Here is a 13,691-nt window from a genome sequence, read left to right as displayed (position 1 = left end):
GACGACTTCACGACCGAGCCCGGGCCCGCCTCCGTCGGCGCCCCGGGGAGCGCCCGCCCCGGCCGGACCGCCGTTCCCCGGCTGTCCGGCGCGGGGGCCGGATCCCGATCCGGGCCCGGGCTCGGTCGTGAAGTCGTCCTCCGGCGCGGGAACCGGGTCGTACCCGCACAGCGCCTCCTCGGCCGCCCCCGCCGCCAGTCCGGTGAGCAGCACGCGGCCGTCGTCGCACACCAGCACCGTGCGCACGGTGATGTTCCGGTGCACCCATCCGTGCGCGTGCAGGACCCGCAGCGCGGTGAGGACGTCGGCGGCGACCTCGGCGGCCCGGTAGGGGCTGAGCGGCTTCTCGGCGAGCAGTGCGGCCAGTGACCTCGCGGGCACCAGCTCGCTGACTATCCACAGCGACCCGCCCTCGGCGAACACGTCGAAGACCTGGTCGAGCCGGGGATGGTCGGGGATCTGCGCGGCGGCCTGCGCGGCCTCGATCGCGCGCCGCACCGCCGGTTCGGTGGGCCTGCGCGTGGTCCGGGCGGACGCCCGCCGCACGCCGCCGTCCCGGGCCACGAACCCGTCGGGCAGCCCGTCCGCGTCGAGCACCTCGGCCTCGACGACTTCCGGCAACGGCACCTGCCGTACCAGGACTTCCTGTCCGCTGTAGGTGTCGAAGGCCCGGCTCTCGGCGAGTTCGTACTCGTCGGACGGCGGCAGCGGCAGGCGGTAGCGGTCGGCGAGTACCCGTCCCGCGTAGTCGTCCACGATGCTTCCCCCAGCCGACCGGTTGGTCAATTCCGTTCGCCGTGCGTTCCGTTGTGGCTTCGTTCGGTCCGCAACCACTCACGATACGTGCCCGAGGCAACCCGCAGAGCGGTGATGCGAGATCTCGGGCTCCCCTTCGTGGCGGAACGTCACCGCGGCGAGCGGTACGTCACGACTTCGGCTGGAACGTCTCGGTCAGCGTCGCCCACGTGCTCTTGCGCAGAGCGCTGTCCCACGCGGATGCCTTCGCCGTGTACATCAGCGCGTACCCCTGATGCGAGTTCACAACGAAACCACGGTCGATCGACCGGTACTTCGTGCCCCCGTCCACATAGGTGAACTCCCAGTCGGCCGTGTTCCAGCTCCGGTATTCCACCTTCTCTATGCGCACCTTCGCGTACTGGGAGCGCGTCATGTAGCGCTCCTGGTTCTTCCAGTCCGCGACCGGGTCGTCCTTGGGCGTGGCCGTCCAGCCGACCAGGAGCTTCTGCCCGTCGGGACCCGCGAACCGGGCTCCTGCGGCGTCCTGGGACTGGAACTTCCACCCCTTCGGCAGCCCGATCGAGAAGCCCTGGCCGCTCTTGTACGTCGTGACGGCGGTGGAACCCGATCCCGAGCCCGAGCCCGACTCCTTGCCGTCACCGCTCGAATCGTCCGACGTGCCCGCGCTCGCGTCCGTGCCCGAAGAGGTGTTCGTGCTGTCGTCCGAACCGGAGCCGGAGCCCGACTTGTCACCCTTGTCGGTGTGCGCGGCGTCGCTGTCGCTCTTGCCGCCGTCCTTGCCGCCGTCGCCCTTGCCGCTTCCGGCAGTCGCTCCACTGGAAGCGGTCGCCTTGCCGCCGTTGCTCTTGGTGCCGTTGTCGTCCCCGCCGCCGAGCGTGAGGGCCAGCACGATGCCGATCACGACCAGCGCCACGACCACCGCGAGGACCACCAGCGTCCGCAGCGGCACGACATCCGTCAGCGAGGCCTTCGGCACCGGGCGCGCCGGGCGCTCGGGGGCCGCCGGCCACCCGGACCCGGAGGCGCCGCGCGTACCGGCGGCACCCGCCGCTCCACCGCCCCCGGCCGAACCGGAGTCCACCGACGCACCGTCACGACTGCCCGCCTGCCCCGGTACGGACGGCGCACCGGGCACGGACGAACCCGCCGAGGCGGACGGCGCAGAGGTGCCACCACCCGAGCCGGCAGCCCCACCGGACCCCGCGCCCGTGCGCGGGGAGGCCGTTTTGGCGGCTCCCTCCGCCCGGGAGGAGTCCGAGCCTCCGACCGTCTTGGCGCGGGTCGCCGCCGCCGAGGTGGCCGCCGCGGTGGCGGCGCCGGCCGCGGTCGCGGCCTTGCGTACCGACCGCAGGGCCCCGCGCAGCCGCTCCGCGGGTTCCTCGCCCTTCTTGGCGCCGGAACCGAAGCCGCCCGCACCCCGGCGCCCCGGCTCTTCCGGCAGAGGCGGCATGGCCACGACCTTCGTCGCGTCCGGCGGCTCGGGCGCGCTCTGCTCGGGCTCGGGCGCGTGCAGCACCTCGTTGAGCATCGCCCGTGCGCCCGCGTCGTCGAGCCGCTGCTCGGGATCCTTGGCGAGCAGGCCGTAGATCACGTTCTCCAGCGGGCCCGCGTTCTTCGGCTGTTCCACCGGCTCGGTCATCACGGCGGTGAGCGTCGCGATCGCGGAGCCCTTGTCGTACGGCGGCACGCCTTCGACCGACGCGTACAGCAGACCGCCCAGCGACCACAGGTCGGCCGCGGGTCCGGGCTTGTGGCCGCGCGCCCGCTCCGGCGAGATGTAGGAGGGCGCGCCGACGAGCATGCCGGTCGAGGTGATGGACGGGTCGCCCTCCACCTGCGCGATACCGAAGTCGGTGAGCACGACCCGGCCGTCGTCGGACATCAGCACGTTCGACGGCTTCACGTCCCGGTGCAGGATGCCCTCACGGTGCGCCGAGCGCAGCACGTCGAGGATGGCCAGGCCCACCTCGGCGGCGCGCTTCGGCGTGAGCAGTCCGTCCTCGCGGATGGCCTCCGCGAGGGACTTGCCCTCGATGAGCTCCATCACGATCCACGGCCGGTTGTCCTCGTCGACCACGTCGAAGACCGTCACCGCGCCGTTGTTGCGGATCCGCGCGATGGCCTTGGCCTCCCGCAGCGTGCGCGTGATCAGCCGGCGCTTCTCGTCCTCGTCGATGGCCGACGGGAACCGCAGCTCCTTCACGGCGACCGTGCGGCCCAGGGTCTCGTCCTCGGCGCGCCACACCGTGCCCATGCCGCCGCGGCCGAGAACATCCCCCAGCCGGTACCGCCCGGCGAGGAGACGTTCGCTCTTGTCCTGACGGGATGCTCCCGCCCGCTCCGCCTCCGACATGCGTCCCCTCATGCAACCCGCCCTGACAGAGCCTCCATTGTCCCTCACCCGACAAGTGCCCAACGCCCAGGGGCCCCCTGGAACCGCAACAGCTCATCCAATGAGACGCCCGGCCCCCGCAGAGGGCTCACCGACGACCGCGCCCCGCACACGCAGACCACCCGCAACCGGACTCCCTCACGTCCGCCGCACCCGGCCGCCGGCTCGGCCCCCGCCACGGTCCCGGGCACAGGAACGTGCCTCATGATGGGCCGCCACAAGGAGGGACCCGCCGATGCCGCCGCCCCGGACACCTCGGACACTCCTGGCCATACCCGTACCCCTGATGCTCCTCGGCATGGCTCAGGACGGCCTGCCGGGACAGACCCCGGTCGCCTCCCAAGGCCCCGCCACCCAGACCTCGGACACCGAGCTCGACCCGCGCGTGGCCGGTGCGGCGGGTGAGCTGGTGAGCTGGTGAGCTGGTGAGCACCTTGGCCGATCTGAACCGCTTCTACGCGGCCCTGCTGGGCGGGGAACTGCTGCCCTCGCGCCGGCTGCGCGAGATGCTCGACACCCGCGCCGCACATGGCTCGTACGGCATGGGGCTGTTCCCGGTGAAGCTGCCGTGCGGAACCACGGTGCGGGGGCACAACGGCCGCATCTCCGGCAGCTACGTGCGCAGCGCGGCCACCGTCGACGGTCGTCGTGTCCTCACCTTCCGGGTGAACACGGACGGGGTCACGGACCCGACGCTCGAACCGGCCCTGCTCGCCGCCGAGTTCTGTCCCCGCACCTCGTAGAACGGCCGGGCCGCGAGCGAAGATCCCGGCTCACCGCACCCGTTCGAGTGAGATGGGCGGGAACCGGCGGTCAGAACGGCACGATGTCCGGCGCCCCCAGCCGAGCCGCGTCCGCCGTCAGGTCGTCCGGCTGGCGCTGGGACTCCCGCTCGGCCTCGACCCGCTTCTCGTAGTGCTCCACCTCGCGCTCGATCTGGTCCTTGTCCCAGCCGAGGACCGGCGCCATCAGCTCGGCGGCCTCGCGGGCGCTGCGGGTACCCCGGTCGAAGGTCTCGATGGAGATGCGGGTGCGCCGGGTCAGGACATCGTCCAGATGACGGGCGCCCTCGTGCGAGGCGGCATAGACGATCTCGGCCCGGAGGTAGTCCTCGGCGGCCGGCAGGGGCTCGCCGAGGGACGGGTCCTCCGCGATGAGGTCGAGAAGCTCCTCGGCCATCGCCCCGTACCGGTTCAACAGGTGTTCCACACGCACCACATGGATACCGGTGCCTGCCGCGATCCGTGCTCGCGCGTTCCACAGCGCCCGGTAGCCCTCGGCGCCGAGCAGCGGGATGTCCTCGGTGACGCATTCGGCGACGCGCTGGTCGAGGCCGTGCACCGCTTCGTCCACCGCGTCCTTGGCCATCACCCGGTAGGTCGTGTACTTGCCTCCGGCCACCACCACGAGTCCGGGCACCGGGTGGGCAACGGTGTGCTCGCGCGACAGCTTGCTGGTCGCGTCCGACTCCCCGGCCAGCAGCGGCCGCAGCCCCGCGTACACCCCCTCGACGTCATCGCGGGAGAGCGGCACGGAGAGCACCGAGTTCACATGCTCCAGCAGGTAGTCGATGTCCGCGCTGGACGCCGCCGGGTGGGACTTGTCCAGGTCCCAGTCGGTGTCGGTGGTGCCGATGATCCAGTGGCGGCCCCACGGGATCACGAACAGCACGGACTTCTCTGTGCGCAGGATCAGGCCCGTCGAGGAGTTGATCCGGTCCTTCGGTACGACCAGATGGATGCCCTTGGACGCCCGGACGTGGAACTGGCCCCGCTCCCCGACCATGGCCTGGGTGTCGTCGGTCCACACGCCCGTGGCGTTCACGATCTGCTTGGCGCGGACCTCGTACTCACCGCCGCCCTCGACATCGCGCACCCTGGCCCCGACCACCCGCTCGCCCTCGCGCAGGAAGCCGGTGACGCGCGCGCGGTTGGCGACCTTCGCGCCGTACGAAGCGGCCGTACGCACCAGCGTCGCCACATAGCGGGCGTCGTCCATCTGGGCGTCGTAGTACTGCAGGGCTCCGATCAGCGCGTCCTTCTTCAAGGCCGGTGCCACGCGCAGGGCGTGGCGGCGGCTCAGATGGCGGTGGCCGGGAAGGCCACGGCCATGACCTCGGGCCATCGACATGGCGTCGTACAACGCGACGCCGGAGCCCGCGTACAGCCGCTCCCAGCCCTTGTGCTGGAGGGGGTACAGGAACGGGACGGGCTTCACCAGGTGCGGTGCCAGCCGTTCGAGCAGCAGCCCCCGCTCCTTCAGGGCCTCGCGGACGAGCGCGAAGTCCAGCATCTCCAGATAGCGCAGGCCGCCGTGGATCAGCTTGCTGGATCTGCTCGACGTGCCCGACGCCCAGTCACGCGCCTCGACCAGGCCGGTGGACAGGCCGCGCGTCACGGCGTCCAGCGCGGTGCCCGCGCCGACCACACCCGCGCCCACGACCAGCACGTCCAGCTCACGCTCGGCCATTCCCGCAAGTGACTCGGCGCGCTCCGCCGGCCCCAGTGTCGCTGTCCTCACCGCTGCCTCCCGCTGTTGGTCGCGCTGGCCGCACCTGTCCGGCGACGCCCGGCTCACATCCCCCCTGCCCAAAGTCTGACCGTCTTGCCCCTCCTCGGCCACCGTCCGCCCGCAGCCTGTGGACAACTCTTGGCGACGCGTACGGAATCTTGATCGATCAATCCCGCAAATCGGTCATATTTACTCCTAGTCTGACATTGCTCTCGCCCATCCTGTCCACAGGGCTTGCGCACCTGTCCCGCATCGGTTATTGGGAAGGACGGCCCACTCCATGCCCGCAGACCTCGCCGTCATCGGACTCGGTCATCTCGGCCTGCCCCTGGCCCAGGCCGCCGTCGCCGCCGGCATCTCCACCCTCGGCTACAAAACAGGGCCGGAGGGCGGCTCTCTCACCCCCGCAGAACTGCGCCGGATGCTCTCGGGGGGCTTCCGGCCGGCCACGAACCCGGCCGAGCTGGGCCGCGTACGCACCGCCGTCATCTGCGCGCCGACCCCACGGGGCGCGGACGGCACCCTGGACCTCGGCCAGGTGGAGGCGGCGGCCCGCACCCTGGCCGCGCGGCTGCGCCCGCACACCACGGTGATCCTGGAATCGCCCGTGCACCCCGGTACCACCGAGAACTTCCTCCGCCCACTCCTCGAAACCGGTTCCGGCCTGCGGGCGGGGCGCGATTTCCACCTCGCCTATTCACCCAGCCGGGTCGATCCCGGCAACCGCGACTTCACCCCCGCCGTCACACCGAAGGTCATCGGCGGCCTCACCCCCGCGTGCACCGAATCGGCCGCCGCCTTCTACGGGCGGCTCACCGACAAGGTCGTACGCGCGCGTGGCCCCCGCGAGGCGGAGACCGTGCAGGTCCTGGAGACCAACTTCCGGCACGTCAACATCGCGCTCGTCAACGAGATGGCCGTGCTCTGCCACGACCTGGGCGTCGACCTGTGGGACGTCATCCGCTGCGCGGAGACCAAACCGTTCGGGTTCCAGGCGTTCCGGCCCGGCCCGGGGGTCGGCGGGCACGGGACCGCCCAGGACCTCGGCGGCCCCTCGGGGCGCCCTCTGCGGATGGTCGAACTGGCCCAGCAGGTCAACGACCACATGCCCCAGTACGTCATCCAGCGCGCCGCCGCACTGCTCAACGAGCACGGGAAGTCCGCCCGTGCCGCGCGGGTGCTCCTGCTCGGCGTCACCTACAAGGCGGACATCGCCGATCAACAGGGAGCCCCCGCCCACGAGATCGCCGGACGTCTGATGGAACTCGGCGCGTCCGTCAGCTATCACGACCCGCAAGTCCCGGCCTGGAACGTCCTCGGACGGCCCGTACCGCGCGCGGACTCCCTCTACGAGGCCGCGGCCGACGCCGACCTGACGATCCTGCTCCAGCAACACCGCACATACGACCTGCAAGGACTGTCCGTGAAGGCCCAACTCCTCCTGGACACAAGGGGGGCGACCCCGACCGGAGCGGCACACCGGCTCTGAGCCGAAGGAAACCCCCTCACGGATTGTCATTCCCCCTGCTAATCTGCGGCAGCTCTCGCACACACGTGCGCCCGCGCCCCGGGCGCCCGCACCTGTGCGTCGACATCCCACGCGCACACCACAGGTGCGCCCGCTTCCCTGGGGGGAACCACTTGAGCCAGCCGACGCCGCCGTCCGGTCCACCGGTCGACAACAACCCTTACGCGGGCGAGCCCACCGACCAGCCGCCCGTGCCGCAGCCGGGTGTCCCGCAGCAGGCCGTCCCGCAGGGCGCGCCCCAGCCGGGCTTCCCGGTCGCGCCCGTCGCCCCGGCCGCCCCGGCGCGCAGCAACTTCGCGCTCGGTGCCGTCGCCGCCCTCGGCGCCGGCGTGGTCTCCGCGGTCCTGTACGGCCTCATCATCGGCCTCACCAAGCACGAGATCGGCTATGCCGCCGTCGGTGTCGGCTTCCTCGTCGGCATCGCCGCGGGCCGCCTCGGCGGCCGCAACCAGACCCTGCCGGTGGTCAGCGTGATCGTGTCCGTCGCCGCGATCTACCTCGGCCAGCTGATCGGCGAGGCCATGATCGGCGCCAAGGAGACCGGCCTCGGCTTCAGCACCATCTTCTTCGACCACTTCGACGTGGTCCAGCAGGCGTGGAAGGACAACGCCGACCCGCTGACCTTCGCCTTCTTCGCGATCGCGGCGTACGTGGCGTTCCAGGGCACCCGCAAGGCCGGGCACGGTCACTGAGATGCCCTTCTGGCTGTTCCTGATGCTGTTCGGCCTCGCGGCCGCGGTGAGCGGAGGCCGGGTCGCCTTCAACGTGCGCGGCGCCGCCACGGCGATGGAGGCGTCCCAGCAGCGCGGCCATGATCTGCGCGCCGCCACGACCGGCGACTTCGCACCACCGGTCAAGTGGATCACGGCCTTCGGCTTCCGGGCGGTCGGGGCGGTCGTCAGCCTCTGCGGCATCGTGCCGGCCCTCGCGGGCGTCGCCGAGTTGCTGACGGACGCCTGACGGAACGGCCTCACATGCGAAGGGCCCGTCCACCACTCGGTGGACGGGCCCTTCGCATGTTCAGGCGGGCGCGTCGGCGCTTGTGACGCGTACGGGCTAACGCTTGTGCTGCGAGTCCGCGACCGTCACCTCGACGCGCTGGAACTCCTTGAGCTCGCTGTAGCCGGTGGTGGCCATGGCGCGGCGGAGGGCGCCGAAGATGTTCATCGAGCCGTCCGGGATGTGGGACGGACCGCTGAGGATCTCCTCGATGGTGCCGACGGTGCCGAGGTGGACCTTCTTGCCGCGCGGCAGCTCCTCGTTCACCGCCTCCATGCCCCAGTGGTGTCCGCGGCCGGGCGCGTCGGTGGCGCGCGCGAGCGGGGAGCCCATCATCACGGAGTCGGCGCCGCAGGCGATGGCCTTGGGGAGGTCTCCGGACCAGCCCACACCACCGTCGGCGATGACGTGCACGTACCGGCCGCCGGACTCGTCCATGTAGTCGCGGCGGGCCGCGGCGACGTCCGCGACAGCGGTGGCCATCGGGACCTGGATGCCCAGCACGTTGCGCGTGGTGTGCGCGGCACCGCCGCCGAAACCGACGAGGACACCGGCCGCGCCGGTGCGCATCAGGTGCAGGGCCGCGGTGTACGTGGCACAGCCGCCGACGATCACCGGAACGTCGAGCTCGTAGATGAACTGCTTCAGGTTCAGCGGTTCGGCGGCACCGGAGACGTGCTCGGCCGACACCGTCGTACCGCGGATCACGAAGATGTCCACACCCGCGTCGACGACGGCCTTGGAGAACTGCGCCGTGCGCTGCGGGGACAGCGCGGCGGCGGTGACGACTCCGGAGTCGCGCACCTCCTTGATGCGCTGCCCGATCAGCTCCTCCTTGATGGGAGCCGCGTAGATCTCCTGGAGGCGGCGGGTCGCGGTCTCCGAGTCCAGCCCGGCGATCTCGTCCAGCAGCGGCTGCGGGTCGTCGTACCGCGTCCAGAGGCCTTCCAGGTTCAGGACGCCCAGGCCGCCCAGCTCGCCGATACGGATCGCGGTGGCCGGGGAGACGACCGAGTCCATCGGGGCGGCCAGGAAGGGCAGCTCGAAGCGGTACGCGTCGATCTGCCAGGCGATCGAGACCTCCTTCGGGTCCCGCGTACGGCGGCTCGGGACGACGGCGATGTCGTCGAAGGCGTACGCCCGGCGGCCGCGCTTGCCGCGCCCGATCTCGATCTCAGTCACGTTGTGGCCTTTCCCTCTTCGCTTCTGCGCCTCCCAGTATCCCCGACGCCCACGGCAAGGGCGGCCCCGGAACCTCCGGGACCGCCCTTGCCGTCGGGCTCCACGCACGCGCGGAGCCCGATCACGTATTCGGGTGACTACTTGTTGCGGCTGTAGTTCGGCGCCTCGACCGTCATCTGGATGTCGTGCGGGTGGCTCTCCTTGAGGCCCGCCGAGGTGATCCGGACGAACCGGCCGCGGTCCTGGAGCTCGGGCACGGTACGGCCGCCGACGTAGAACATCGACTGGCGCAGACCGCCGACCAGCTGGTGGACGACCGCGGAGAGCGGACCCCGGTAGGGAACCTGGCCCTCGATGCCCTCGGGGACGAGCTTCTCGTCGGAGGCGACGCCCTCCTGGAAGTAACGGTCCTTGGAGAAGGAACGCTGCTCGCCGCGGGACTGCATGGCACCCAGGGAGCCCATGCCGCGGTACGACTTGAACTGCTTGCCGTTGATGAAGAGCAGCTCGCCCGGGGACTCCTCGCAGCCCGCGAGCAGCGAGCCGAGCATCACCGTGTCGGCGCCCGCGACCAGGGCCTTCGCGATGTCACCGGAGTACTGGAGGCCACCGTCGCCGATGACCGGGACGCCGGCCGCCTTGGCGGCGAGCGAGGCTTCGTAGATGGCCGTCACCTGCGGTACTCCGATGCCTGCGACGACACGGGTGGTGCAGATGGAGCCGGGGCCGACACCGACCTTGATGCCGTCGACGCCGGCGTCGATGAGCGCCTGCGCACCGTCACGGGTGGCGATGTTGCCGCCGATGACGTCCACGCCCGAGGAGTTCGACTTGATCTTGGCCACCATGTCGCCGACCAGGCGGGAGTGACCGTGCGCGGTGTCGACGACGATGAAGTCGACGCCCGCCTCGATCAGCGCCTGGGCGCGCTCGAAGGCGTCGCCCGCGACGCCGACGGCCGCGCCGACCAGCAGACGCCCCTCGGCGTCCTTCGCGGCCATCGGGTACTTCTCGGCCTTGACGAAGTCCTTGACCGTGATGAGGCCCTTGAGGACGCCCGCGTCGTCGACCAGCGGAAGCTTCTCGATCTTGTGGCGGCGCAGTAGCTGCATCGCGTCGTGGCCCGAGATGCCGACCTTGCCGGTGACCAGCGGCATCGGCGTCATGACCTCGCGCACCTGGCGCGAACGGTCCGTCTCGAAGGCCATGTCGCGGTTGGTGACGATGCCGAGCAGCTTGCCGCCGCCGTCGGTGACCGGCACACCGGAGATGCGGAACTTGGCGCAGATCGCGTCGGCCTCGCCGAGCGTGGCGTCCGGGTGCACGGTGATCGGGTCGGTCACCATGCCGGACTCGGAGCGCTTCACCAGGTCGACCTGGTTGGCCTGGTCCTCGATGGACAGGTTGCGGTGCAGAACACCGACGCCGCCCTGGCGGGCCATCGCGATCGCCATGCGCGACTCGGTGACCTTGTCCATGGCGGCGGACAGCAGCGGGATGTTGACCCGGACGTTCTTCGAGATGTGCGAGGCGGTGTCGATCTGGTCGGGCGCCATGTCCGACGAGCCCGGCAGCAGCAGCACGTCGTCGTAGGTCAGCCCGAGTGTCGCGAACTTGGCGGGCACTCCGTCGACGTTGGCAGTCATGACACCTTCCCCAAATGGCCTTGATCGGTGCGGATGTCCATGCTAACGGGAAGCATGGCTCTCTCATTCCACGGTTGAGGGTGGGCTTCGGCTTCGTATGTTCGTACGGGATGAAGGTCGTCCCCGTTCAGACCCGTGCCCGGGGAGGCGCCGAGGCCCCGCCGGGACCGCCCCGCCTGGGTGGGTCTTCGTCGGCGGCACCCCGCCTCCGTGCCGGAGGGGAGGCGCCCCGTCCGTCCTGGGCGAGCCGGTCCGGCGCCGCCGGGGCCCGCCACCTTTTGCCTGCAATTTGCGGAGGGAAAGAAATCCGGAGTGGCGGTGCGCGGGAACGGGCCGCCTTGCCGAGCGTCGACGAGCACCACCGGAACGTGTCGCTCCGGCCGGGATCCGGTCGGAGCGGCGGGAACATGCCGCCCCGGTCGCGTCGCCGCGACCGGACCGCGTTCCTACTGCTCCGCCAGCGCCCGCAGCCGGCTCAGCGCCCGGTGCTGGGCCACCCGGACGGCACCCGGTGACATTCCCAACATCTGGCCCGTCTCCTCGGCCGTGAGGCCCACCGCGATGCGCAGAAGGAGCAGCTCGCGCTGGTTCTCGGGGAGGTTGGCCATGAGTTTCTTGGCCCATTCGGCGTCGCTGCTGAGCAGCGCGCGCTCCTCGGGGCCGAGGGAGTCGTCGGGCCGCTCAGGCATCTCGTCGGACGGGACGGCCGTTGACCCCGGATGGCGCATCGCGGCGCGCTGGAGGTCGGCGACCTTGTGCGCGGCGATCGCGAAGACAAACGCCTCGAAGGGGCGCCCGGTGTCCTTGTAGCGCGGCAGCGCCAGGAGCACCGCGACACAGACCTCCTGCGCCAGGTCCTCCACGAAGTGCCGCGCGTCCCCCGGAAGCCGGGACAGACGGGCGCGGCAGTAACGCAGCGCGAGCGGGTGTACATGGGCGAGCAGGTCGTGTGTGGCCTGTTCGTCGCCGTCGACCGCGCGATGGACGAGCGCACCGATCCCCGTCGTCTCGTCTTCACGCATCGGTCCATGGTGCCTTGACGTCGTCCTGTCCGTGGCACCGCGTCCATAGTTGTGCACCGAAGCGTTATGAGCAGGTGCGCCGGAACTCATATCCTGCGCCCTCCCCTTCCGCTCGACCGACTTGTCCCCAAGGAACTCCACACCTCAAGGATGCGGCATCCGCCGGGAAACGGGGATCGGACACCGAAGAGGCTCTCTCCGAGGGCCCGGCCCCACCCGCCGTCCGGCGGGCAGGGACTACTACCGTCATACCCTCGAGACGGCTCACCTAGCGGACCAGGCCCCACCGGAATCCGAGCGCGACCGCGTGCGCCCGGTCCGAGGCGCCGAGCTTCTTGAAGAGCCGCCGGGCATGGGTCTTGACCGTGTCCTCGGAGAGAAAAAGCTCACGGCCGATCTCCGCGTTCGAGCGGCCATGGCTCATTCCTTCGAGGACCTGGATCTCACGCGCGGTGAGGGTGGGCGCGGCGCCCATCTCCGCCGAACGCAGTCTGCGCGGCGCGAGCCGCCAGGTCGGGTCGGCGAGCGCCTGGGTCACGGTGGCGCGCAGCTCCGCCCGTGAGGCGTCCTTGTGCAGATAGCCGCGGGCGCCGGCGGCGACGGCGAGTGCCACGCCGTCCAGGTCCTCGGCCACGGTGAGCATGATGATGCGCGCACCGGGGTCGGCGGACAGCAGCCGCCTGACCGTCTCGACGCCGCCCAGTCCGGGCATACGTACGTCCATCAGAATCAAATCCGAACGGTCGGCTCCCCAGCGGCGGAGGACTTCCTCGCCGTTGGCCGCCGTCGTCACGCGCTCGACACCGGGCACGGTCGCAACCGCGCGGCGGAGCGCCTCTCGGGCAAGCGGGGAGTCGTCGCAGACGAGGACGGATGTCATGACCGTCCTCCGCAGCTGATGCGCGTCACCTTGAGCCTCCAGGCTGTTACGAATCGTCACCTGTGCGGTCGACACTCGCAGGCGGATATGACCGCCTACCCGAGCGCTTGTTCCTTCAACCGCCTCAGCCATCTCAACGATGGTCACTCGAAAGAGTTACGGGGCAGTCGGCCGTCATCGGCACTGTACGTGAGGGCACGGACACGGTGCAGACATGCGCGCCGACCCTCAACGTTTCATCACAACCCATGCCCCATTTAGCCTGTTTTCTTCCCATTTGCTGGTGTCTGAGGCTAGATTCGCAATGAGTCATATTTTCATCTCCTTAGATCGTAGATGTACGGTCGGTGGGCACAGAGCAGCCCAGAACGGCAACAAGGGGACACGCAATGGCAGATTTCTCCCGCCTTCCCGGTCCGAACGCGGACCTCTGGGACTGGCAGCTCCTCGCGGCCTGCCGCGGGGTCGACAGCTCGCTCTTCTTCCACCCGGAGGGCGAGCGTGGTGCGGCACGGAGCGCTCGTGAGAACTCGGCCAAAGAGGTCTGCATGAGATGCCCTGTGCGCGCGGAGTGCGCGGCGCACGCGTTGGCGGTGCGGGAACCGTACGGCGTATGGGGCGGACTGACCGAGGACGAGCGCGAAGAGCTCATGGGGCGGGCACGCAACCGACTGGTCTCGGCATCGGCCACCGGAAACGCTGCCGCTTCGAACAACTGAAGGAACGTTTCCGCCCTGGACGTGCGTACCGCGCCCGTACGGACGGAGCACAT

11 protein-coding genes and 1 pseudogene are annotated in these 13,691 nt (G+C 70.5%); 5 read left to right on the top strand and 7 right to left on the bottom strand.

The window, feature by feature from the left end; all coding sequences use genetic code 11:
• Together N4G66_RS19400 and N4G66_RS19395 are read right to left on the bottom strand one after the other, a co-directional pair.
• The coding region (locus tag N4G66_RS19400) for a protein kinase (RefSeq protein WP_261705384.1) at window positions 1-756 on the bottom strand (756 nt) is incomplete at its 3' end.
• A gap of 169 nt (window positions 757-925) precedes the next feature.
• Window positions 926-3,112 (bottom strand): serine/threonine-protein kinase, encoded by a 2,187-nt coding sequence (locus N4G66_RS19395; RefSeq protein WP_261705383.1) that lies wholly within the window; start codon window positions 3,110-3,112, stop codon window positions 926-928.
• 310 nt (window positions 3,113-3,422) lie between these two features.
• Between N4G66_RS19395 and N4G66_RS19390 the strand changes: the two are divergent.
• A pseudogene (locus tag N4G66_RS19390) lies at window positions 3,423-3,894 on the top strand (serine hydrolase); the annotation flags it as partial.
• A 70-nt stretch (window positions 3,895-3,964) separates the two neighbouring features.
• On the opposite strand, the gene N4G66_RS19385 reads toward N4G66_RS19390, so the two are convergent.
• The gene (locus tag N4G66_RS19385; protein ID WP_261705382.1) at window positions 3,965-5,671 is read right to left on the bottom strand and encodes a glycerol-3-phosphate dehydrogenase/oxidase; all 1,707 of its coding nucleotides are present in this window, start codon (window positions 5,669-5,671) and stop codon (window positions 3,965-3,967) included.
• 271 nt (window positions 5,672-5,942) lie between these two features.
• Here N4G66_RS19385 and N4G66_RS19380 point away from each other — a divergent pair, with 271 nt between their 5' ends.
• The 3 genes from N4G66_RS19380 to N4G66_RS19370 all read left to right on the top strand — a co-directional run bounded on the left by N4G66_RS19380 (window position 5,943) and on the right by N4G66_RS19370 (window position 8,150).
• Window positions 5,943-7,151, top strand: coding sequence for a nucleotide sugar dehydrogenase (locus N4G66_RS19380; RefSeq protein WP_261705381.1), 1,209 nt, complete (start codon window positions 5,943-5,945; stop codon window positions 7,149-7,151).
• 152 nt (window positions 7,152-7,303) lie between these two features.
• Window positions 7,304-7,882: a hypothetical protein gene (locus N4G66_RS19375; protein ID WP_261705380.1), complete on the top strand. Its 579-nt coding sequence runs from the start codon at window positions 7,304-7,306 to the stop codon at window positions 7,880-7,882.
• A gap of 1 nt (window position 7,883) precedes the next feature.
• Complete coding sequence (locus N4G66_RS19370) at window positions 7,884-8,150, top strand: hypothetical protein (protein WP_261705379.1); 267 nt, start codon at window positions 7,884-7,886, stop codon at window positions 8,148-8,150.
• A gap of 96 nt (window positions 8,151-8,246) precedes the next feature.
• Here the strand turns inward: N4G66_RS19370 and N4G66_RS19365 are convergent, their stop codons facing one another.
• The 4 genes from N4G66_RS19365 to N4G66_RS19350 all read right to left on the bottom strand — a co-directional run bounded on the left by N4G66_RS19365 (window position 8,247) and on the right by N4G66_RS19350 (window position 12,919).
• Window positions 8,247-9,371, bottom strand: a complete 1,125-nt coding sequence (locus N4G66_RS19365; protein WP_261705378.1) for a GuaB3 family IMP dehydrogenase-related protein — start codon at window positions 9,369-9,371, stop codon at window positions 8,247-8,249.
• Window positions 9,372-9,508: 137 nt separating this feature from the next.
• The gene (guaB, locus tag N4G66_RS19360) at window positions 9,509-11,017 is read right to left on the bottom strand and encodes an IMP dehydrogenase (RefSeq protein ID WP_261705377.1); all 1,509 of its coding nucleotides are present in this window, start codon (window positions 11,015-11,017) and stop codon (window positions 9,509-9,511) included.
• Window positions 11,018-11,463: 446 nt separating this feature from the next.
• Window positions 11,464-12,039 carry a sigma-70 family RNA polymerase sigma factor gene (locus N4G66_RS19355; protein ID WP_315903658.1) on the bottom strand — a complete coding sequence of 192 codons (576 nt, stop codon included), beginning with the start codon at window positions 12,037-12,039 and terminating at the stop codon, window positions 11,464-11,466.
• A 268-nt stretch (window positions 12,040-12,307) separates the two neighbouring features.
• Window positions 12,308-12,919 (bottom strand): response regulator transcription factor, encoded by a 612-nt coding sequence (locus tag N4G66_RS19350; protein ID WP_003948568.1) that lies wholly within the window; start codon window positions 12,917-12,919, stop codon window positions 12,308-12,310.
• Window positions 12,920-13,308: 389 nt separating this feature from the next.
• On the opposite strand from N4G66_RS19350, the gene N4G66_RS19345 reads away from it, so the two are divergent.
• Window positions 13,309-13,638, top strand: coding sequence for a WhiB family transcriptional regulator (locus N4G66_RS19345; RefSeq protein ID WP_261705375.1), 330 nt, complete (start codon window positions 13,309-13,311; stop codon window positions 13,636-13,638).
• Window positions 13,639-13,691: the final 53 nt, after the last annotated feature.

Source organism: Streptomyces rhizosphaerihabitans (genome assembly GCF_025399795.1).
GTDB classification, from domain to species: Bacteria; Actinomycetota; Actinomycetes; order Streptomycetales; family Streptomycetaceae; genus Streptomyces; species Streptomyces rhizosphaerihabitans.
This window is presented reverse-complemented; position numbering and strand designations above follow the sequence as displayed.